The sequence below is a fragment of the Klebsiella scottii genome (assembly GCF_036561945.1).
Classification (GTDB): domain Bacteria; phylum Pseudomonadota; class Gammaproteobacteria; order Enterobacterales; family Enterobacteriaceae; genus Klebsiella; species Klebsiella scottii.
Genome location: NZ_JARXNI010000020.1, coordinates 2,268,322 through 2,287,066, shown reverse-complemented (window position 1 = coordinate 2,287,066; position 18,745 = coordinate 2,268,322). Strand labels below are relative to the sequence as shown.

The following is an 18,745-nucleotide window of genomic DNA, read 5'->3' as shown; positions in this document are numbered from 1 at the left end:
CCGGACCGGAGCCTGCTCCGGTCCGGTTGTACCGGCCGCTTTCGTTAGCTCATCAGGCTTACCTGAGCGGCGACAATGCGCCAGCCGAAGGGAAAGCGCACCCAGGTTTGCTGCTGGCGGCCCACGCGATCGCTGCCTTCACGCGTAAACTCGGTGCTGCAGACCGCGTAATCCTCGCCGAAGCTGACGATCACCGTGTGGCGCAGCTCGCGCTGGAGTCCGGCCGCCGGGCGGGCGGCGCGAAAGGCGCGGATTTCGTCCGCGCCGTAGAGATTCTCCCCGGCGCCGAGGCGCACCGTGCGTTTATCCTCCCAGAACAGCTCGTCGAGCACCGCGACGTTGTTGCTGACCAGCGCCTCTTCATAGCGATAAAAGGCGGCCGTCACCTCGGCCAGAACGCGAGGCCGGTTGATATTATCCTGATCGATCATGCTATTACCTCCGCAGGGCTGGCATCGGTAAGCCCCATCTCTTCCAGTACGCGCGCCGCCCGCAGGCAGGCCTGTTCATTAAACGGAGCGGCGATCAGCTGCAGGCCAATCGGCCGCCCGGAGGCGCTGCGCAGCGGCACCGTAGCGACCGGCAGCCCCACGAAGGAGATGGGCTGGGTGAGCATTCCCATGCTGGCGCGGACCGGCAGCGGCTGGCCGTTGATTTCCATCGTCTGCTCGCCGATGAGCGTGGCGCTGCGCGGCGTTGCCGGCGCGATCAGAATATCGGCGTGGGCAAACAGCGCCTGAAACGCCTGCCGGGCGTGGCGGCGAAAACGCTGCGCCTGAATATACCAGCTCGCCGGGATCATCGCCCCGGCCAGCAGGCGCTCCCGGGAGTGGGGTTCGAAGCGTTCCGGCTCGCGGCGCAGCGCGGGCAGGTAGTGATTGCCCCCTTCGGAGGCGCTGATGATAAACGCCGCCGAGCGGGAGAGCTCGGCCTCGGGGAACAGCAGCTCTTCACGGGCGTCGAGGGCCTGGGCCACCCGGGCGACGGCGGCCCGCGCGTCGTCATCGCACCAGCGGCTAAAATAGCCGCCGAGCACCGCGCAGCGCAGGCCTTCCAGACCGCGTGGCAGCAGGTTGCTGGTTCGCTCGCTGGCCTTATCGGCCTGGAAACCGTCGCCGGGATCGCGCCCCTGCAGCGCATCGTAGACCGCGGCGAGGTCGCCGACGCTGCGGGCTAAGGGGCCGATGTGGTCGAGGCTGGCGACGAACGGATGGCTGCCGGATCGCGACAGGCGGCCAAAGGTCGGCTTGAGGCCAAAAATGCCGCATAAGGAGGCCGGTACGCGGATGGAGCCGTTGGTATCGCTGCCTAAGGCGAAGTGCACCAGCCCGGCCGCCACCGCCGCCGCCGAACCGCCGGATGAACCGCCGGCGATGCGCGCCAGGTCGTGCGGGTTACGCGTCGCGCCGTAGTGGCTATTTTCGGTGGTAAAGCCGTAGGCGTAGGCATCCATATTCAGCATCCCTGACAGCAGCCCGCCGGCGGCGTGCAGCTGGCGCACCGCCCAGCCGTCGGCCGCGGCGGGAGCGCGTTCGCTAAACAGCCTGGCGCCGGCGAGGGTGGTCTGTCCGGAGACATCGAACAGATTCTTCACCGCGTAGGGGACTCCGGCTAGCGGCGGCAGCGGCTGCTTGCCCCGGCGCAGGGTATCAATACTCTCCGCTTCGGCGAGCATTCGCGCTTCCGTCACCGTCGTCCAGGCGTTGATGTGCGGGTTGACCCGCGCAATGGCATCCAGGGTCTGGCGCGCGATCTCCCGGGCGCTGAGCTCCCCGGCCTGCAGCGCGCGCTGGATCTCGCTAATCGTCATTTGGTTAAGCGTCATGCTTTATACACTCCGGCGATTTCCAGGCGTTCATCGATGGGGAAGGCCATCAGCGGTTCGGCCATGGCGGCGATGCGGCTGAACTGCAGCTGAAGCTCGGCGCGGCGGGCTTCATCAAGCTCCATCCCGAGGATCTGCTCCATTTGTGCCAGGTACGTGCTCCAGTCGAGCGTCATTTTTTGCATGCTAAACTCCTAATAACCAGCGGCTGAGCCGTTGCTGCGCGGATCGGATGCCCCTTCAAACAGGCCATTCGGATGACGGACGATGGCGCCGGCGTGGCCCATAGCTTCGCTGAAATCGTCCAGCACTTCGACCTCATGCCCCAGCGCCCGCAGGCGGGCAACGCTCTGCGGCGTAAAGCGGCCTTCCAGCTTCAGCGAGTCGGAGGTTTGTCCCCAGGTCCGCCCCAGCAGCCAGCGCGGCCGGGAAATGCTCTCCTGCAGCGGCACCCCCTGCAGGATATAGCGGGTAAATAGGGCGGCCTGAGTTTGCGGCTGGCCGTCGCCGCCCATCGAACCATAAACCATCACCCGGCCGTCGCTGAGGCGGGCCGCCGCCGGGTTAAGGGTGTGGAACGGCTGCTTGCCGGGAGCCAGCGCCAGCAGGTGCTGCGGATCGAGGCTGAACGAGGCGCCGCGGTTCTGCCAGACAATCCCGCTCTCCGGCAGCACGACGCCGCTGCCGAACTCATGGTAGATGCTTTGAATAAAGGAGACCGCCAGCCCGCTGCCGTCCATGACCCCCATCCACACGGTATCGCCGGGACCTTTGCCGGCGCCCCACGGGGCGGCCTGCCGGTCGCTGACCTGCTCGGCCAGCGCCTGCAGCGCCGCCGGTTCCAGCAGACTTTGAATATCGACATCAAGATGGCGCGGGTCGGTGATATGGGCGTCGCGCAGGCTAAAGGCCAGCTTGGTCGCCTCGACGATGCGGTGGACGGTCAGGGCCTCATCGGCCTCGGCCATCGCCAGGCGATCGGTAATGCCGAGAATCGCCAGCGACACCAGCCCCTGGGTCGGCGGCGCCAGGTTCCACAGCTCGCCGTGCTGATGCGTAAGTTTTAGCGGCGCAGGGCGGCGGGCGCGGTGCTGCCGAAGGTCGTCGAGGGTGATGGGCAGTCCGTACTGCGCCATGCCCTCGGCCAGGGTTTCAGCCAGCGGGCCGCGATAGAAGCTATCCAGCCCCTCATCGACCAGCCGTCTGAGGGTGTTGGCCAGCGCCGGTTGGCGAAAGCGGCTGCCGGCGACCGGCGGCTGGCCGTCGACCAGAAAGGTCCCGGCAAATCCCGGCAGCGAGCGGAGTTCATCAAGCTTGCCGGCGGTGGCGCTGGCCTGGGATTCGGTGACCGGAATACCGTTGCTGGCGTAGCCGATAGCATCTTCCAGCAGACGCGCCAGCGGCAGCGCTTTTCCGCTCAGGGAGCGCGACACCTGGAGCGCTTCGTCCCAGCCGCTGACGGTGCCGGCGACGGTCAGCGCGGCGCGCGGGCCGCGGTGCGGGATCTGCTGCAGGTCGGAATAGGCGTTCAGCGTTGCTCCCGAGCCCGCCGCGCCGCTGGCGTCTATCGCTATCGGTTCCCCTTCCGGCGGCACGATAAGCCAGAAGCCGTCGCCGCCGAGCCCGTTCATATGGGGATAAACTACGGCGATGGTGGCCGCCGCGGCGACCATCGCTTCTATTGCGCTTCCGCCTTCGCGCAGAACGGCAAGCGCGCTTTGGCTGGCCAGGTGATGGGGGGCGACCGCCATCCCCCGGGTGGATACATGACTGTGCATTCGTTGTCCTCGTGACGCGATGTATTCTCTCAGAGTGCAAAAGCCGTTCCACTTCTGAACCCAAAGTTTCATTCCCGGCCGCCGACGCTTTTTGCCGGACTGGCACGTATCGTGAAAGGAAGGGTATTCAACGTCATGCGCGCCGCAGGCCGGGCATAAATAGCGACAACAGCGCGAGACGCATCGCCAGCGCATAGGCAAGGTGGAGTATGACGGGTATAGTTTGATGAAACAAAAGTTACAGGGGCCTTATGCAACAGCTTGATGAACGACTCAAAGGGCAGTACGCCGCCCTGTCGCCCCAGGAGCAGCGGGTGGCGGATTTTATTTTCGATCACTTCGATGACCTGATTAGCTATAACAGCGCCGAGCTGGCGCAGCTTAGCGGGGTGTCGAAAGCGACGGTGAGCCGCCTGTTCAAGCGGCTAGGGTATGAGAAGTATAAGGATATGCGCGATGAGCTGCGCACCCTGCGGCAGAGCGGGATGCCGCTGACCGATAACCGCGACGCGGTGCAGGGAAACACGCTGCTGGCGCGGCATTATAAGCAGGAGATGGCCAATCTGACGCAGTGGGTCAATGCGCTCGACGCGCGCCAGTTTGCCGAGGCGATTAACGCTATGGTGACCGCCGAACGGGTGGTCATCGTCGGCATGCGCAACGCCTATCCTGCGGCGCTACACCTGCGCCAGCAGCTGCTGCAGGCGCGCGGTCAGGTGCAGGTGCTGCCGCAGCCGGGGCAAAGCTTAAGCGAGGAGCTGGTGGATCTGTCGGCCAGAGATGTGGTGGTGGTGATGGCCTTTCGCCGCCGCCCGCGGCTTATTCGTCCGCTGCTGCAGCAGCTCCAGGCCAGCGGCGTTCCGGTGCTGCTGATGTGCGAGCCGCAGGCGCACGGCCTGTTTCCGCTGGCCCGCTGGCAGCTCTGCGCGCCGCTCGATAGCGTCTCGGCCTACGATAGCTATGCGTCGGTCAACAGCCTGATCAACCTGCTGGCTAACGCGTTTTTGCATGAGATCCTCGATAAAGGTCGCCCGCGCATTCACGAAATCGCCACCCTTTATCAGCAGCTGGACGAGCTCGAGCAGCGATAATGGGGCGTCAGCGTGGTGCTTTGCATTATTTTAGTGCGAATTTCCGACGGTGAGAGAGGGCGATATTTCCCCGCATTCTCTCTCTCTTCCTTGTTTCATCGCTATTTAATGGTGCTTTCCGCGTCGGCGCCGGCGTCGCAAAGACCTGGCACATTAGTTGCAAAAGTTTATTTAAAGAATCTTTTGTTTCATACTAACGTAACGGGTAAACATCATGAAAAAACTGTTGATCGCACTGGCCGGGGCCGCCTGTCTGTTCACGCAAATTAGCGCGGCCAAAGCCGACCAGCTGCAGGATATTGAAAAGCGCGGCGTTATCCGTATCGCGGTGCCGCAGGATTTCCCGCCGTTTGGCTCGGTGGGTACCGATCTTCAGCCCCAGGGCTATGACATCGATATGGCGCGCTACCTGGCGAAGCAGATGAAGCTCAGGCTGCAGCTGGTGCCGGTGACCAGCGCCAACCGGGTGCCTTACCTGCAAACCGATAAAGTGGATCTGGTTATCTCCAGCCTCGGCAAGAATGCGGAGCGCGAGAAGGTGATTGATTTCAGCCGCGCCTACGCGCCGTTCTTCCTCGGCGTCTTCGGGCCGAAGGGGCAGGAGCTGAAGGATGCGGCGGCGCTGAGCGGTAAAACCGTCGGCGTTACCCGCGGCGCGGTGGAGGACATGGTGCTGAGCGAGCTGGCGCCGAAAGAGGCGCAGATCAAGCGCTACGAGGATAACAACACCACGCTGTCAGCCTACCTCTCCGGGCAGGTGCAGTACCTGGCGACCGGTAACCTCGTGGTGGCGGCTATCTCCCGGCAAAATGCGCAGAAGGCGCCGGTAGCGAGCTTTATGCTGAAAGATTCGCCGTGCTTTATCGGTCTGAAAAAGAACGAGCCGGCGCTGAAGGAGAAGGTGGACGCGCTGATTGAGCAAGGGGTTAAGGACGGCACGCTCAACGCGCTGTCGCAGCAGTGGCTGAAGGCGCCGCTGCCCGCAGGCTTTGGCGCATAAGGTCCCGGCATGACGGAACAACTTCATTTTTCCGAACTCTGGCCGCACTGGCCAGAGCTGCTGGCAGGGCTGTGGGTGACCGTTCAGCTGACGGTGCTGGCGACGGCGGGCGGCTTAGCGATAGGCATTTTCGGTGCCGCGATCCGCAGCGGGCGTCCGACGTGGTTTAGCCGCATCTGGGGCGGCTACGTGGAGCTGATTCGCAATACGCCGTTCGTGGTCCAGCTGTTTTTTATCGTCTTTGGCCTGCCCAATTTAGGGTTGAAGATGACCGCCGGCGAGGCCGCGCTGCTGGCGATGGTGGTCAACCTCGGGGCTTACAGTACCGAAATCGTGCGCGCCGGGATTCAGGTTACCCCCAAGGGGCAGTGGGAGGCCGGGCGCGTGCTGGGGCTTAGCCGCACGCAGACCTTTATTCAGGTGGTTCTGCCGCCGGCGCTGCAGCGGATTTATCCGGCGCTGGTGAGCCAGTGCATCATCGTGATGCTGGGATCGTCGGTGGTTTCGCAGGTTTCGTATGAGGAGCTGACCTTCGCGGCGAACCTGATCCAGTCGCGAACCTTCCTCAGCTTTGAGGTCTATCTGGTCACCACGGGGATCTACCTGGTGCTGTCGATAACAATGCGTCAGCTGCTGATGGCGGCGGGGCGAAAATGGCTGGGAGTACAGGCATGATGGCCACCTTTACCGACTGGGACATTATCCGCAATCTGCTGCTGGCCGGGCGCTGGACGGTGCTGCTGTCGCTGGTGGCGTTTCTCGGCGGAGCGCTGGTGACGCTGCCGCTGCTGCTGCTGCGTCTGACCGGCGGGCGCCAGATCAAGCGGCTGATCCGCGGCTACGTCGAGCTGTTCCAGGGAACGCCGCTGTTAATGCAGCTATTTTTGGCCTTCTTCGGCGTGGCGCTGTTTGGTATCGACGTCTCGCCGTGGACCGCTGCATCGCTGGCGCTGACCTGCTATACCAGCGCCTTTTTGCTCGATATCTGGTTTGGCAGCCTGCGCGCCTTACCGAAAGGACAGTGGGAGGCGTCGCGCTGCCTCGGGCTGAGCTTCACCCAGACGCTGTGCCGGGTTATTGCGCCGCAGGCGCTGCGTATCGCCATCGCCCCGACGGTGGGCTTCGCGGTCCAGGTGGTGAAAGGCACCGCCCTGGCGTCGATTATCGGCTTCGTCGAGCTGACCAAAGCCGGAACGATGCTGACCAACGTCACCTACCAGCCGTTTAAGGTCTTTGCGCTAGTGGCGCTGGGCTACTTTATTCTGTGCTACCCGCTGTCACGCTACAGCCGCTATCTGGAGAACAAATTCAATGCCTCTCATCACCATTAATCAGATGCAGAAGTACTACGGCGACAACCACGTGCTCAAAGGCGTCGATCTGGATATCGATATGGGCGAGGTGATCTCGATTATCGGCCGCAGCGGGTCGGGGAAAAGCACGCTGCTGCGCTGCATCAACGGCCTGGAAGGGTATCAGGACGGCAGCATTAAGCTCGGCGGGATGACCATTACCGACCGCGATTCGCAGGCCCGCGAGATCAGCCGTTCCATCGGGATGGTGTTCCAGAACTTTAATCTGTTCCCGCACATGACGGCGCTGGAAAACGTGATGCTGGCCCCGCGGCGGGTGCTGAAAAAGAGCGCCGCCGAATGTCGCGAGCTGGCCCGGCAGATGCTGGAAAAAGTGGGGCTCGGCGACCGGCTGGACTACTATCCGGCCAATCTTTCCGGCGGCCAGCAGCAGCGGGTGGCGATTGCACGGGCGCTGGCGATGTCGCCGAAGGTTCTGCTCTGCGACGAGATAACCTCGGCGCTGGACCCCGAGCTGGTTGGCGAAGTGCTCAAGGTCCTTGAGCAGCTGGCGGCCGAAGGGATGACGCTGATCCTCGTGACCCATGAAATGAATTTTGCCCGTGAAGTGGGCGACCGCGTGGTGTTTATGCATCAGGGACGCGTCTGGGAGCAGGGCGACAGCAAAACGCTGTTTGCCAACCCGCAGACTCACGAACTGAAGCAGTTTATCTCCTCCGTGCGTGGCCTGAATTAAGAGCCTGGCCGTTAGGCTATTTTATTCAGCATTTTGAACCTGGGCAGTGCGCAAAATCCTCACGTACTACGTGTACGCTCCGGTTTTTCCGCGCTGTTCTTGTTCAAACTGCCTTCAACAATTGCGCCTACCGGGATAGGCACACTAAGGAATCTAAGATGGATATCGCTCAATTTTCTCCAGTCAACCCGCCGCCGCGTATGCTGATGGGGCCGGGACCGATCAACGCCGACCCGCGCGTGCTGCGCGCCATGTCGAGCCAGCTTATCGGCCAGTATGACCCGGCGATGACTCACTATATGAACGAAGTGATGGCCCTGTATCGCGGCGTGTTTCGCACCGATAACCGCTGGACGATGCTGGTGGACGGGACTTCGCGCGCGGGAATTGAAGCGATTCTGGTCTCCGCCATCCGCCCCGGCGACAGGGTGCTGGTGCCGGTATTTGGCCGCTTTGGCCACCTGCTGTGTGAAATCGCCCGCCGCTGCCGCGCCGAGGTTCATACCATTGAGGTGCCCTGGGGAGAGGTCTTCAGCCCGCAGCAGATTGAGGACGCCATCCGCCGCGTACGCCCGCGCCTGCTGTTAACGGTGCAGGGCGACACCTCCACCACCATGCTGCAGCCGCTGGCCGAGCTGGGCGAAATCTGCCGCCGCTACGACGTGCTGTTCTATACCGATGCGACCGCTTCGCTGGGCGGTAACGCCCTCGAAAGCGACGCGTGGGGGCTGGATGCGGTATCGGCGGGGATGCAGAAGTGTCTTGGCGGCCCGTCCGGGACCTCGCCCGTCACCCTGAGCGTGCGGATGGAGGAGGCTATTCGTCGCCGCAAGTGCGTAGAAGAGGGGATTCGCACCGACGCCCATCTCGACGGCGTTGATGAGGCGATCTACTCCAACTACTTCGATCTCGGCATGATCATGGATTACTGGGGGCCGGAGCGCCTGAATCACCATACCGAGGCCACCTCGGCGCTGTTCGCCGCCCGCGAATGCGCCCGCCTGATCCTTGAGGAGGGGCTGGATAACGGCATTGCCCGGCATAAGCTGCACGGCGATGCGCTGCTGAAGGGGATCCAGGCGATGGGGCTGGAGATCTTCGGCGACCTGCGGCACAAGATGAACAATGTGCTGGGGGTGGTTATTCCGCAGGGGATCAACGGCGACCAGCTGCGTAAAATCATGCTCGACGATTTCGCCATCGAGATCGGCACCTCGTTCGGCCCGCTGCACGGCAAGGTATGGCGTATCGGCACGATGGGCTATAACGCGCGCAAAGATTGCGTGATGACCACCCTCAGCGCTCTGGAGTCGGTGCTGAACCACCTCAAATTTGCCACCACTCAGGGCGCCGCCATGCAGGCGGCATGGGACCACTACCGCAGCGAGAGTCCGCAATGAGCCAACCGGTACGCCAGCAGGCGGAGTGGGCGCAGGCCGCGGCGCGGGTGATGGCGCGGGCCGATGAGCTGGCCGCGATCAGCGAAACCGCTGATGCGCTGACCCGGGTTTATCTTTCACCGCAGCATCTGCAGGCCAACCAGCAGGTCGCACGCTGGATGACCGAGGCCGGGATGCGCGTCTGGCAGGATAGCGTCGGCAATATTTGCGGGCGCTACGAAGGGGAGCAGGCAGGGGCCGCGGCCATTCTGTTAGGTTCGCATCTCGATACCGTGCGCAACGCCGGGCGCTACGACGGCATGCTGGGGGTGCTGACGGCGATTGAGGTAGTACAAAGCCTCTATCAGCAGGGGCGACGGCCGGCGCGGGCGATTGAAATTGTCGGCTTCTGCGATGAGGAAGGGACGCGTTTCGGCATTACTCTGCTCGGCAGCCGGGGTTTGACCGGCACCTGGCCCGAGGGCTGGCTGGCGCAGACCGATGCCGAAGGCACCAGCGTGGCGCAGGCGATGACGCAGGTCGGGCTCGATCCGACGCGGGTCGCGCTCGCCGCCCGCCGGGTGGAGGAGATTGCCGCCTACCTGGAGCTGCATATCGAGCAGGGGCCGTGCCTCGAACAGGAGGGGCTGGCGCTGGGCGTGGTTGAGGCGATCAACGGCGCGCGCCGCCTGAACTGTCGCTTTCGCGGAGAGGCGGGCCACGCGGGGACGGTACCGATGATCCACCGCCGGGATGCGCTGGCCGCCGCCGCCGAATGGATGACGCTGATTGAGAGCCGAACCCGGCAGCAGGGGGGCAACCTCGTGGCCACGGTAGGCACCCTGCACTGCGCGCCGGGGGCGGTCAACGTGATCCCCGGCGAGGTGACGCTGAGCCTTGATATTCGCGGCCCGCACGAGGGGCCGTTAGAGGCGCTGCTGGACACGCTGCTCGACGATGCGCGGACGATTGCCGACCGCCGGGGCCTGCAGTTTGGCTCCGAGGAGTTCTACCGGATTGCGGCCACCGCCTGCGATGAGCGGCTGCAGAAGGTGCTGAGTACCGCAGTCTGCCGGGTGCAGGATCGTTCCCTGTCGCTGCCGAGCGGCGCCGGGCACGACGCCATCGCGATGGCCGAACGCTGGCCGGTAGGGATGCTGTTTGTCCGCTGCAAAGGCGGCGTCAGCCATCATCCGGCGGAGTCGGTGACGGCGGCGGACGTTGCCCTGGCGATCGCGGCGTTTAGCCAGGCAACCCTGGCGCTGAGCGATATTACCTGATGTTTCCCTCCCGTTTTGGGAGGGAAAAGTCGGGGGGATTTGTAAAAAAACTAGCACTAAATGCTAAAAATGCCGCAGGCGATCGCTATACCATCCGCGGCACTGACCTCGTCGCCACGGATTGGTAGTCAGTTGGAAAAATTCCGCGGGGTCAGTCCACTCTCTTAGTCCACCTTTTATACCCACTTCGTGCCGCTTATTTACGCTCCCGCTATGCGGGTTTTTGATGCGCCGAATCTCATCGGGCTGGTATGCTGCGTTTTGAGAGAGACAACGTTGTTTGAGAGACACGCCGATGCCTGATTTACAAAAACATTTGCCTCCCAAGGCCCCGCTGGCCACTTCCCCGGGTAACCTGCTTCCCGCGCTATTCGTGATTATCGCCGTATCGGCGTTATGCGTTTTTATTTCCCAACCTTTAGGCCCCTGGAACGTGATATTTGCCAACTCCGGATTCTATATTGATCTGCTGGCCCTGCTGTTTCTGGTATTTATGCTGTGGAATTCTGCAAAAGTCAGAATGAGCCACGTGGCGGTTAACTGGGTGCGCTACGGGCTGCTGCTGTGGATCGCCGGCGGCACCTTCGATTTAATGGACGAGATTTTCGTCCAGCCGCGGTGGATGGGCTACTACTGCGAAGATCTGCTGCGCCTGTCGGGCATGCTCCTGACCACTATCGGGATCTACAAAATTATCGATCGCATTAACATCCTCTACGTCGACGCGCGCTCGCAATCGCTTAAAGATGAATTAACCCAGCTGCCCAACCGGCGCTTTTTTATTGATACCATTCGCGAAAAGCAGGGCCACCAGCTGGCGCTGATGATTCTCGACATCGATTTCTTCAAGAAAATTAATGATACCTACGGTCACCTGGTGGGCGATGAGGTGCTGTTTGCGCTCGGCAAGCAGCTGGCAAAATTAACCAGCGATAAAATACAGCCGGCGAGGATTGGCGGCGAGGAGTTCGCCATTATCATCGACGGTATGTCGCCTGACGAGGTGCGTGGCCTGGCGCAGTCGATTCTGGAGAATGTCCGCACCATTTTGATTAATAGCGACTACCCGCTGTCGGTGAGTATCGGCGTCGGCATGCGCGGCCGCGATGAGCCTCAGGAAACGTTTATCAAGAAAGTGGATGAAGCGCTGTACAAGGCGAAAAATAACGGCCGCGGCCGGGTGGAGTGGGCCTGACGCGCGGCGGGAATTACGCCTGCTGCGCGCTGCGGCAGTGGCGACGATACTCTGAAGGGGAGCGCTCGGTGTAGCGTTTAAAGACCCGGCAAAAATAGTTGCTGTCGACGAAACCGCAGTTATGGGCGATCTCTTTGACCTTTAAATCATAGCCGCGCAGCAGCTTTTTGGCTTTTTCCAGCCGAACGCTGGTCAGATATTCGTTAAACCCGACGGAGCCCGATTTCTGGAATATATGCGAGAGGTAGTTGGGGGTAATATGGAAACGTTTCGCCACCGACTCCCGGGTTAAGGGCTGGCTGAGATTGTCCTCCAGAAAATCCTGGACGGCCAAAAACAGATCGCGGCTCCGGCTGACCCGCATCTCAAGCCCGACGAGCTGCTCAAGACAATGGCTTAATAGCGCCGACACCACCAGCCTGGCGGTGACCGGGTCCGGCTGAAGGCAGATTTCATTCAGCGCCAACAGCAGATACGATCCGACGCGCGGCCCAAGCCGGGCGACGTTTTGCTTCTCCGTGTGCAGCTGCTTGCCATCCCAGCGCTGGATGCAGAATCCCAGCTTTTGTCTGCCGAACAGGATGCTCAGCGTCGACGCCGGGCCGGTCCACTCCGGTAACGTCCATTTACCTGCCTGCACGTACAGCGCCTGCGATAGCCTTAGCTGGCTATCAGACAGCGGCAAACCGCGCTCTCTTAGCTCGCCGTCCAGCACAATTTCCAGCCGAGGGAAGGGCACTTTATAGGCCAGCTCAGGGACCGATACGTCCGGCTCAGGGAATCTGACCTGCAGCGTATCCTGCTGATTGACCAGGCGATGTAGAATTTCCGGCAGATCTGCAATCATCCTCTAAACCCCGAAAGATAGCTATTATCCTTTTGATTATAAACTATTTTATAAATAAATGACGCGGTTGGATCACCTTGCAGCGCGCCGGCTTCGCCGCGGACGGCAGCGGATGCGGAGATTTTGATGGCAATCACAGTTTGCTCCCCCGCGTACGGATATCCAGTTTTTCGTAGGATTAGCCTCATGTATTTCAGCCGGCCGCCGTTTAAAGTTTATTTCGTGTTATCGAAAGGTTAAAGGAAATAAATATGGAACATCAGTCTGCCGTATATCTGGATGCGCTTGGCGCCAATATTGCGCTTACAGAAAAGATGAAAGAGGAGCTGAATACCCTCGGCTACACCGTGGTGCATGGCGTCGCCGACCCGCAATGGCTGGAGGCGATGCGGGACCTTATCGACGAGATTGTTGAGAAAGAGGGGGATAATCTCGCCATCGAACACCATCAGGAAGCAACGGCGACCCGTATTGCCAACCTGATTAACAAGGGCGTGATTTGGGAGAAAGTCTGGGCTCATCCGCTGATCCTCTCCGCCTGTCGGTATATTTTTCAGGGCGATTTTAAGATTTCCAGCCTCAACGCGCGGGAAGCGTTGCTCAACGGCGGCAGCCAGCCGCTGCATGCCGACTGGAAAAAGCCGCGACCGGATTTTCCGAAAGTACATCTGGTAAATACGATTTGGGCTATTGACGATTTAAGCGCCGAAAATGGCGCGCCGCGCATTATTCCCGGCACTCATCTGCGACCGGAGCTGCCGGAGGACGTGCTGGAGGACCCCGAGCTGCCGCATCCTGACGAGGTGGTGTTTGCCGCGCCAGCGGGAAGCGTGATGATTTATAACGCCCATACCTGGCACGGCGGCACCTGCAATCACATCGGCAGCAGAAGGCGCGTGCTGCACGGTCTCTATATCGACAGGCAAGATACGCCGCAGCAGGACCAGCAGCGCTGGCTCAGGCCTGAAACGGCAAGTCGTCTGACGCCGGCGCAAAAATGGTTGCTTGATGTGAAGTAGGCCAGCGAAATAAGGGCGGTTCAGGGGAGCCGCCCTTTGCTGAAGGAAAGGTCAGGGAATATCCAGATAGACGACCGGTTTTTTCATGATGCACTTCACCGCCTCAATAACCTGCTGCGGCTGAAGTAAAAAGGTTTTGATGCTGGTTTTAATGGTCCGTACGCCGATAAACCGTTGCGCATCGTCGATTTCAATATCTGTCACCAGCAGCACCACGTCGGCGTGGGTAATTTCGTCAGGGGTAATCTTATTCTCAACGCCTAATGCGCCCTGGGTTTCAATTTTCATATGCCATTTTTCATGGTGAGCGACTTTGACCAGACGTTCCGCCGCCATATAGGTGTGCGCCACGCCGCTGACGCAGGCGGTCACCGCTACGATATTCAGTTCCATATTCTCCTCCAGGCGCTAACCGCCGATGGTGACGCGAAAACCCGCTTTCTCAGCCATAATCCTGAATGGCTCAATCTGTGACGCGTCCGGGGCCTTAATTGTCGCCATCGACCACTTCCTGCCGAGCAGCGCGTATTTAGGCTCGCCATATTGATGGAACGGTAGAAGATGTATTTCAGGAAGCTTAAATGGCGCCAGAAACGCCAGGATTTGCCGGAAGTTCTCTTCGCTAAGCGTATACCCGGGAATGAGCGGTACCCTGGGAATAACCCGAATGCGCTTCTCCACCAGCCTGCTGAAATTATCTAGCACCCGCGGTACATCGATCCGCAGCTGAGCCTGCGCGCGACCGGTATCCATGATTTTCAGATCAAACAGCACCTCATCGCACTGCCTGGCGAGCGGGTAAAAGCGGCTGAACGCCGCGTCGCCGGCCGTTTCAATCGCCGTGCGTATTCCCAGCTGGCGTAAGGTTTGCAGGAAGCGAGTTGCAAACCCGGCCTGCATTAATACTTCGCCGCCTGACAGGGTGACGCCGCCGCCGGAGGCGCGAAAGAAAACGTCATCCTTGAGGACTTCCTTAACTAAATTATTCAGCGTCACGTCGCGGCCGATTTGCTCCCATGCGCCGGAGGGGCACTCTTCGACATCCTGCTGGCAGCGCGTACAGCGCAGGCATTTGCTCTCCCGGCGTACGGTCTCTATTTTAGTGGAGATAGATTCCGGGTTGGCGCACCACGGACAGACGTGCGGGCAGCCTTTAAAAAAGACTACCGTCCTGATCCCCAGGCCATCGTTCAGCGAGTAGCGCTGGATGTTAAAAATGCGCGCCCGATCGGCGCGCGTCTCCAGAACCTCACAGCTGATGCGCGGTGCGGTGGATAATGTCATCCTGAATCTCCTTTGATAGCTCGACAAAGAAGGCGCTGTAACCCGCTACGCGCACCACCAGGCCTGCGAAATCCTGGGGACGCTGCTGCGCTTCGCGCAGGGTATCGGCATTGACCACGTTGAACTGGATATGCTGAAGCTTGAGCTTGCTGAATGCCTGCAAAAAGTCAGCCAGCTTATTGAGGCCGCCGTCACCGGCAAGGGTAGCCGGCGTAAACTTCACGTTAAGCAGCGTACCGTTGGATAAAAGATAGTTATCCAGCTTGCTGACGGATTTCAGTACCGCCGTCGGCCCTTGAGAGTCCTGGCCGACCATTGGCGAAAGCCCGCCGTCGGCTAGCTGATCGCCGGCCAGACGACCGTCGGGCGTTGCGCCGACCACTGACCCCAGGGGCACGTGCGCTGAGACGGTGTAGGAACCCGGCGTGAAATGTCCGCCGCGCGGGTTGAGATACTGCTCGACTTCTTTACAGTAAAAACGCAGTAAATCGGCGCTGATATTGTCGACTTCATCGATATCATTGCCATATTTTTCAAAACGGTTAATCAGCCGCGCGCGGATCTTTTCCCCTTCCGGAGTTTTGAAGTTGGCCTTAAGAACCTGAATGAGCTCATCAAAACTCATCCGCTGCTGCTCGAACACCATTCCCTTGAGCGCATGTAAAGAGTCGCTGAGGTTGGCGATACCAATGCCCTGCACGCCGGAGAAGTTATAGCGCGCTCCGCCCTCGGTGATATCTTTACCGCGTTCAATACAGTCCAGAATAAAAGAGGACAGCAGGGGAACCGGCGCCTGGTCGCGATGGCCGATATCGCAAATATTGCTGCCGTTAATCATCAGCTTGATGTAGTAGCGAATTTTTTCGCGGATTTGGTTGAGCAGCCCGTTCCAGCTCACGTCGGGATTGCCTTCATTCTCCAGGATTACGATCTCCATCACCTTGAGCAGGTTAAACATCGCAATATCGTGCAGCCCGTATGTTCGCCCGGGGATCGACAGCTCAACGCAGCCGACGACGGCGTAGTCGCGAGCATCCTCAAGCGATACCCCGCGATTCAAAAACGCCGGAATTACGACTTCATCATTAAAGACCTGCGGGATACCGGTACCCAGGCGGATCGTTTCTGCGGTCTTGCGCAGGAACGGACGGTCGATCAGCTCATTGACGCGGACGCCAAGATTAGGCTGCGGTAGCCGGACTTTCTGATACGCATCAAGAGCCAGAAACGAGAGTACGTTCACCGCGCTGCGTCCGGTCTCGCTCAGCCCGCCGAGCAACGCGGTATAGCCGGTCGGGAAGCCGGCAAAATAGCGAGCGCTGCTTGACGAGCGCAGCAGGACGATATCGTTGCACTTGACCCACAATGACTCCAGCAGCTCCTGCAGGAAAGCCGGGTCCTGGCCCCGATTTAACGATGTCTGATAGAACGGCAGCATGTACTGGTCGAAGCGCCCCAGCGAGAGGGAGCTGGCGTTAGATTCATGCTGCAAAATAATATTCATATGCCAGAACAGCTGACAGGCCTGGTAGAAATCCTCCGGGCGATGAACCGCGTTATGCCGGGAGATCGCGGCGATTGCGGCGAGCTCCTGACGCCGCTTAGCGTCGCTGCAGGCGGCGGCCATCTCCTCGGCCAGCAGCGCATAGCGCAGAATGTGCCGCTGCGAGGCCTCCAGCAGAATCAGCGCGGCCTGATAGAAGTGGTTGCCTGGCGCGCTTTCGGCCGCCGCCCGTAGTTCTGCAACCAGGGCCGCGAGGCCATTATTGAGCAGCCGGGGGTAGTCGATAATGATATGGCCCTGGCCCTTATCGGTCTGGTTGACGCTGAAAATCTGGGTGCTGACGGCCGCTTTGACCTCATCGGTCATCCGGGCGTTAATAAAGTCTTTCATCGAGCGCTTTTCCCAGTAAGGAAACAGCGCTTCGCGGTAAATGCGTTTATCTTCTTCGCTGATGACAAAACGATCCTGGGGGCGAGAGGCGAAGCTGTCCAGTTCGTTCAGTAACCAGTAAGGGTCCATTTCCGGGGAGACGATCCCGGCTCGCGGCTTGACCGTGCGGTTGCCCACAATGAGTTCATCCTCACGAATCGAGATCTGCACATGATCAAGGATCCACGCGGTGGCTTTCGCCCGGCGTAATAGCACCGGCTCACCCGCCGTCTGTTTGTGGCTTGCGGTATACAGCAGCGCCCGCTCAAGCGAGATCTCCCGCGGCTGGGCGAACAAACTGTCTTTTAAGCGTTGAGTACGATTCGTCATGACAAACTCCATGTTAGTCCGGCGGAGCGCCAGGGCGCTCCGCTCTGTTCAGGCTTTCTGTGCAAGATGGCCGTCGATTTTTTGCATGATAGCCTCCGCGCGTTTCACCGCATCGCTGATATTGACGCGGACGATGGTTTTACCGGAAAAGCGCTCTTCAAACTTGATGCCGATATCCTTGGTCAGGATGACCATATCGGCGCGGGCGACATCCTCCGCCGTCAGTTCGTTTTCGATCCCGATAGAGCCCTGGGTCTCGACTTTTATCTGCCAGCCTTTCGCTTTGGCGGCGCTCTCCAGCGACTCGGCGGCCATATAGGTATGCGCTACTCCCGACGGGCAGGCGGTGACGGCAATAATGTGGGTCATAGAATTATCCTCTCTGCTTCTCAGTTAATTTCGAAATCAAGATCCAGCTCGTCATCGGCTTTAGCGGCCGGCGTTTTCTTTTTTGTCAGCGCTTTAAGAGTAATGACGCAGGCGGCGGCGACGCATGCGCCGACCAGCAGGCCAGCGATAAATCCGCCTTTACCCTGCACGACCGGCAGCACGATTAGCCCGCCCCAGCCGGCATAGCACTGCACGCCGAGCAGGGCGGTGGTGACGCAGCCGCTGGCGGCGCCAATCATAATTGAGGGGATCACCCGCAGCGGGTCGGCGGCGGCAAAGGGGATGGCGCCTTCGGAGACGCCTACGCAGCCCATCACCAGCGCGGCTTTGCCGGTCTCACGCTCTTCGGCGCTGAAATATTTGCGGCCGACAAGCGTTGCCAGCCCCATGCCAAGCGGCGGAACGGCGATACCGACGGCGGCAATCGCTACGACGCTGTAAATGCCCTGGGAGACGCAAATCAGCATAAAGGCGTAAGCCACTTTATTCACCGGGCCGCCCATGTCGAAGGCCAGCATCAGGCCCATAATGATGGCGAGCAGGACAATACTGCCCTCGCGCATTCCCTGGAGCCATCCGGTGAGGCTGGCGGTTAGCGCACCGACGGGCTCGCCTAAACCCCACATCATGATCCCGGCGGTAATAAAGGTGCCGACGATCGGGATGACAAAAATGGGCATCACCGAGCGCAGCACCTTGTGGACCGGGATCTTCTTGAGGTAATAGACCACCAGACCGCCGATCATCCCGGCGATCAGCGCGCCAAAGAAGCCGGCGCCAAAGCTGTTGCCTACCCACGCCCCGATGGCGCAGGGCGCCAGAGCCGCGCGGTCCGCAATGGAGTAGCCGATATACGCCGCCAGGAAGGGCACCATCAGCGTCAAACCGGCGACGCCAATATCAAACAGTTTTTTCAGATTCGGATCGGTCGCGACATCCGGGACCGCGCCCTTGCCGTACAGCATGACGGAGATGGCGAGCAGGATGCCGCCGGAGACCACGAAGGGGATCATATGTGAAACGCCGGTCATGAGATGCTGGCGTGTATTTTTTAGTATTTGCACCAGTTCGTTCATTGCTTGCTCCTGAGCGTGCTCTCGCTCGTGACGGTATTGATGTCTCAACAGTAGGAAAATGGCGGTACAGAAAATAGAAGAGAAAAAGTGCATTTACTGGATATTTGTAAGGTGAGAATAAAATTGCGATCCACCTCAAATCTTAGCGCTGGCGGGTATAAAACCAATTTATACGCCGCATTTGTGACCGCGGGCATGAAAAAGAATGCTGTGTACAATAGTCCAGTAATTAAGAGTTATTTCGCGTAGTGCCGCCAGGGTTCTTTCTT

General features: G+C 60.2%; 20 protein-coding genes. 9 read left to right on the top strand and 11 right to left on the bottom strand.

Annotated elements, in window-relative coordinates; translation table 11 throughout:
- Positions 1-44: 44 nt before the first annotated feature.
- From hpxZ to hpxW, 4 genes are read right to left on the bottom strand one after another with little or no spacing between them, the layout of a single operon-like run.
- Positions 45-431, bottom strand: a complete 387-nt coding sequence (gene hpxZ, locus QFI97_RS18420; RefSeq protein WP_041144880.1) for an oxalurate catabolism protein HpxZ — start codon at positions 429-431, stop codon at positions 45-47.
- Positions 428-1,825, bottom strand: coding sequence for an AtzE family amidohydrolase (locus QFI97_RS18415; RefSeq protein WP_095096118.1), 1,398 nt, complete (start codon positions 1,823-1,825; stop codon positions 428-430). The genes hpxZ and QFI97_RS18415 overlap by 4 nt, the downstream gene beginning before the upstream one ends.
- Positions 1,822-2,010, bottom strand: coding sequence for an oxalurate catabolism protein HpxX (hpxX, locus tag QFI97_RS18410; RefSeq protein WP_095096121.1), 189 nt, complete (start codon positions 2,008-2,010; stop codon positions 1,822-1,824). Before hpxX ends, QFI97_RS18415 begins: the two co-directional genes overlap by 4 nt.
- Before the next feature lie 9 nt (positions 2,011-2,019).
- The gene (gene hpxW / locus QFI97_RS18405) at positions 2,020-3,603 is read right to left on the bottom strand and encodes an oxamate amidohydrolase (RefSeq protein WP_346431748.1); all 1,584 of its coding nucleotides are present in this window, start codon (positions 3,601-3,603) and stop codon (positions 2,020-2,022) included.
- A 251-nt stretch (positions 3,604-3,854) separates the two neighbouring features.
- Between hpxW and hpxU the strand changes: the two genes are divergently transcribed.
- From hpxU to QFI97_RS18365, 8 genes are all read left to right on the top strand, one after another.
- Positions 3,855-4,694, top strand: a complete 840-nt coding sequence (gene hpxU, locus QFI97_RS18400; RefSeq protein ID WP_095096126.1) for a MurR/RpiR family transcriptional regulator HpxU — start codon at positions 3,855-3,857, stop codon at positions 4,692-4,694.
- Between the two features lie 214 nt (positions 4,695-4,908).
- Positions 4,909-5,694, top strand: a complete 786-nt coding sequence (locus tag QFI97_RS18395; protein WP_095096129.1) for a transporter substrate-binding domain-containing protein — start codon at positions 4,909-4,911, stop codon at positions 5,692-5,694.
- Positions 5,695-5,703: 9 nt separating this feature from the next.
- Positions 5,704-6,369 carry an amino acid ABC transporter permease gene (locus tag QFI97_RS18390; RefSeq protein WP_095096132.1) on the top strand — a complete coding sequence of 222 codons (666 nt, stop codon included), beginning with the start codon at positions 5,704-5,706 and terminating at the stop codon, positions 6,367-6,369.
- Positions 6,369-7,025 carry an amino acid ABC transporter permease gene (locus QFI97_RS18385; protein ID WP_331835768.1) on the top strand — a complete coding sequence of 219 codons (657 nt, stop codon included), beginning with the start codon at positions 6,369-6,371 and terminating at the stop codon, positions 7,023-7,025. Before QFI97_RS18390 ends, QFI97_RS18385 begins: the two co-directional genes overlap by 1 nt.
- A complete protein-coding gene (locus tag QFI97_RS18380) occupies positions 7,006-7,743 on the top strand; it encodes an amino acid ABC transporter ATP-binding protein (RefSeq protein ID WP_095096138.1) in 738 nt (245 codons plus the stop codon). Before QFI97_RS18385 ends, QFI97_RS18380 begins: the two co-directional genes overlap by 20 nt.
- A gap of 158 nt (positions 7,744-7,901) precedes the next feature.
- Positions 7,902-9,143 carry a pyridoxal-phosphate-dependent aminotransferase family protein gene (locus tag QFI97_RS18375; RefSeq protein ID WP_346431747.1) on the top strand — a complete coding sequence of 414 codons (1,242 nt, stop codon included), beginning with the start codon at positions 7,902-7,904 and terminating at the stop codon, positions 9,141-9,143.
- Complete coding sequence (gene hpxK, locus QFI97_RS18370) at positions 9,140-10,402, top strand: allantoate amidohydrolase (RefSeq protein ID WP_346431746.1); 1,263 nt, start codon at positions 9,140-9,142, stop codon at positions 10,400-10,402. Before QFI97_RS18375 ends, hpxK begins: the two co-directional genes overlap by 4 nt.
- Before the next feature lie 295 nt (positions 10,403-10,697).
- The gene (locus tag QFI97_RS18365; protein WP_346431745.1) at positions 10,698-11,597 is read left to right on the top strand and encodes a GGDEF domain-containing protein; all 900 of its coding nucleotides are present in this window, start codon (positions 10,698-10,700) and stop codon (positions 11,595-11,597) included.
- A gap of 13 nt (positions 11,598-11,610) precedes the next feature.
- On the opposite strand, the gene QFI97_RS18360 is transcribed toward QFI97_RS18365, so the two are convergent.
- Together QFI97_RS18360 and QFI97_RS18355 are read right to left on the bottom strand one after the other, a co-directional pair.
- The gene (locus QFI97_RS18360; RefSeq protein WP_095096149.1) at positions 11,611-12,444 is read right to left on the bottom strand and encodes a helix-turn-helix transcriptional regulator; all 834 of its coding nucleotides are present in this window, start codon (positions 12,442-12,444) and stop codon (positions 11,611-11,613) included.
- Positions 12,441-12,581, bottom strand: a complete 141-nt coding sequence (locus QFI97_RS18355) for a hypothetical protein (RefSeq protein WP_157349074.1) — start codon at positions 12,579-12,581, stop codon at positions 12,441-12,443. The genes QFI97_RS18360 and QFI97_RS18355 overlap by 4 nt, the downstream gene beginning before the upstream one ends.
- A 114-nt stretch (positions 12,582-12,695) precedes the next feature.
- Here QFI97_RS18355 and QFI97_RS18350 point away from each other — a divergent pair, with 114 nt between their 5' ends.
- A complete protein-coding gene (locus QFI97_RS18350; RefSeq protein WP_095096152.1) occupies positions 12,696-13,463 on the top strand; it encodes a phytanoyl-CoA dioxygenase family protein in 768 nt (255 codons plus the stop codon).
- Between the two features lie 51 nt (positions 13,464-13,514).
- Here QFI97_RS18350 and QFI97_RS18345 read toward each other — a convergent pair whose 3' ends face one another.
- From QFI97_RS18345 to QFI97_RS18325, 5 genes are read right to left on the bottom strand one after another with little or no spacing between them, the layout of a single operon-like run.
- On the bottom strand, positions 13,515-13,856 hold the full coding sequence (locus QFI97_RS18345; RefSeq protein WP_095096154.1) for a PTS fructose-like transporter subunit IIB: 342 nt from the start codon (positions 13,854-13,856) through the stop codon (positions 13,515-13,517).
- Positions 13,857-13,871: 15 nt separating this feature from the next.
- Complete coding sequence (locus tag QFI97_RS18340) at positions 13,872-14,747, bottom strand: [formate-C-acetyltransferase]-activating enzyme (RefSeq protein WP_133597356.1); 876 nt, start codon at positions 14,745-14,747, stop codon at positions 13,872-13,874.
- Complete coding sequence (locus tag QFI97_RS18335; protein ID WP_159236484.1) at positions 14,713-17,010, bottom strand: formate C-acetyltransferase; 2,298 nt, start codon at positions 17,008-17,010, stop codon at positions 14,713-14,715. The genes QFI97_RS18340 and QFI97_RS18335 overlap by 35 nt, the downstream gene beginning before the upstream one ends.
- Positions 17,011-17,058: 48 nt before the next feature.
- Complete coding sequence (locus QFI97_RS18330) at positions 17,059-17,379, bottom strand: PTS fructose-like transporter subunit IIB (RefSeq protein WP_095096162.1); 321 nt, start codon at positions 17,377-17,379, stop codon at positions 17,059-17,061.
- Positions 17,380-17,399: 20 nt separating this feature from the next.
- Positions 17,400-18,476, bottom strand: coding sequence for a PTS fructose transporter subunit EIIC (locus tag QFI97_RS18325; protein WP_095096164.1), 1,077 nt, complete (start codon positions 18,474-18,476; stop codon positions 17,400-17,402).
- Positions 18,477-18,745: the final 269 nt, after the last annotated feature.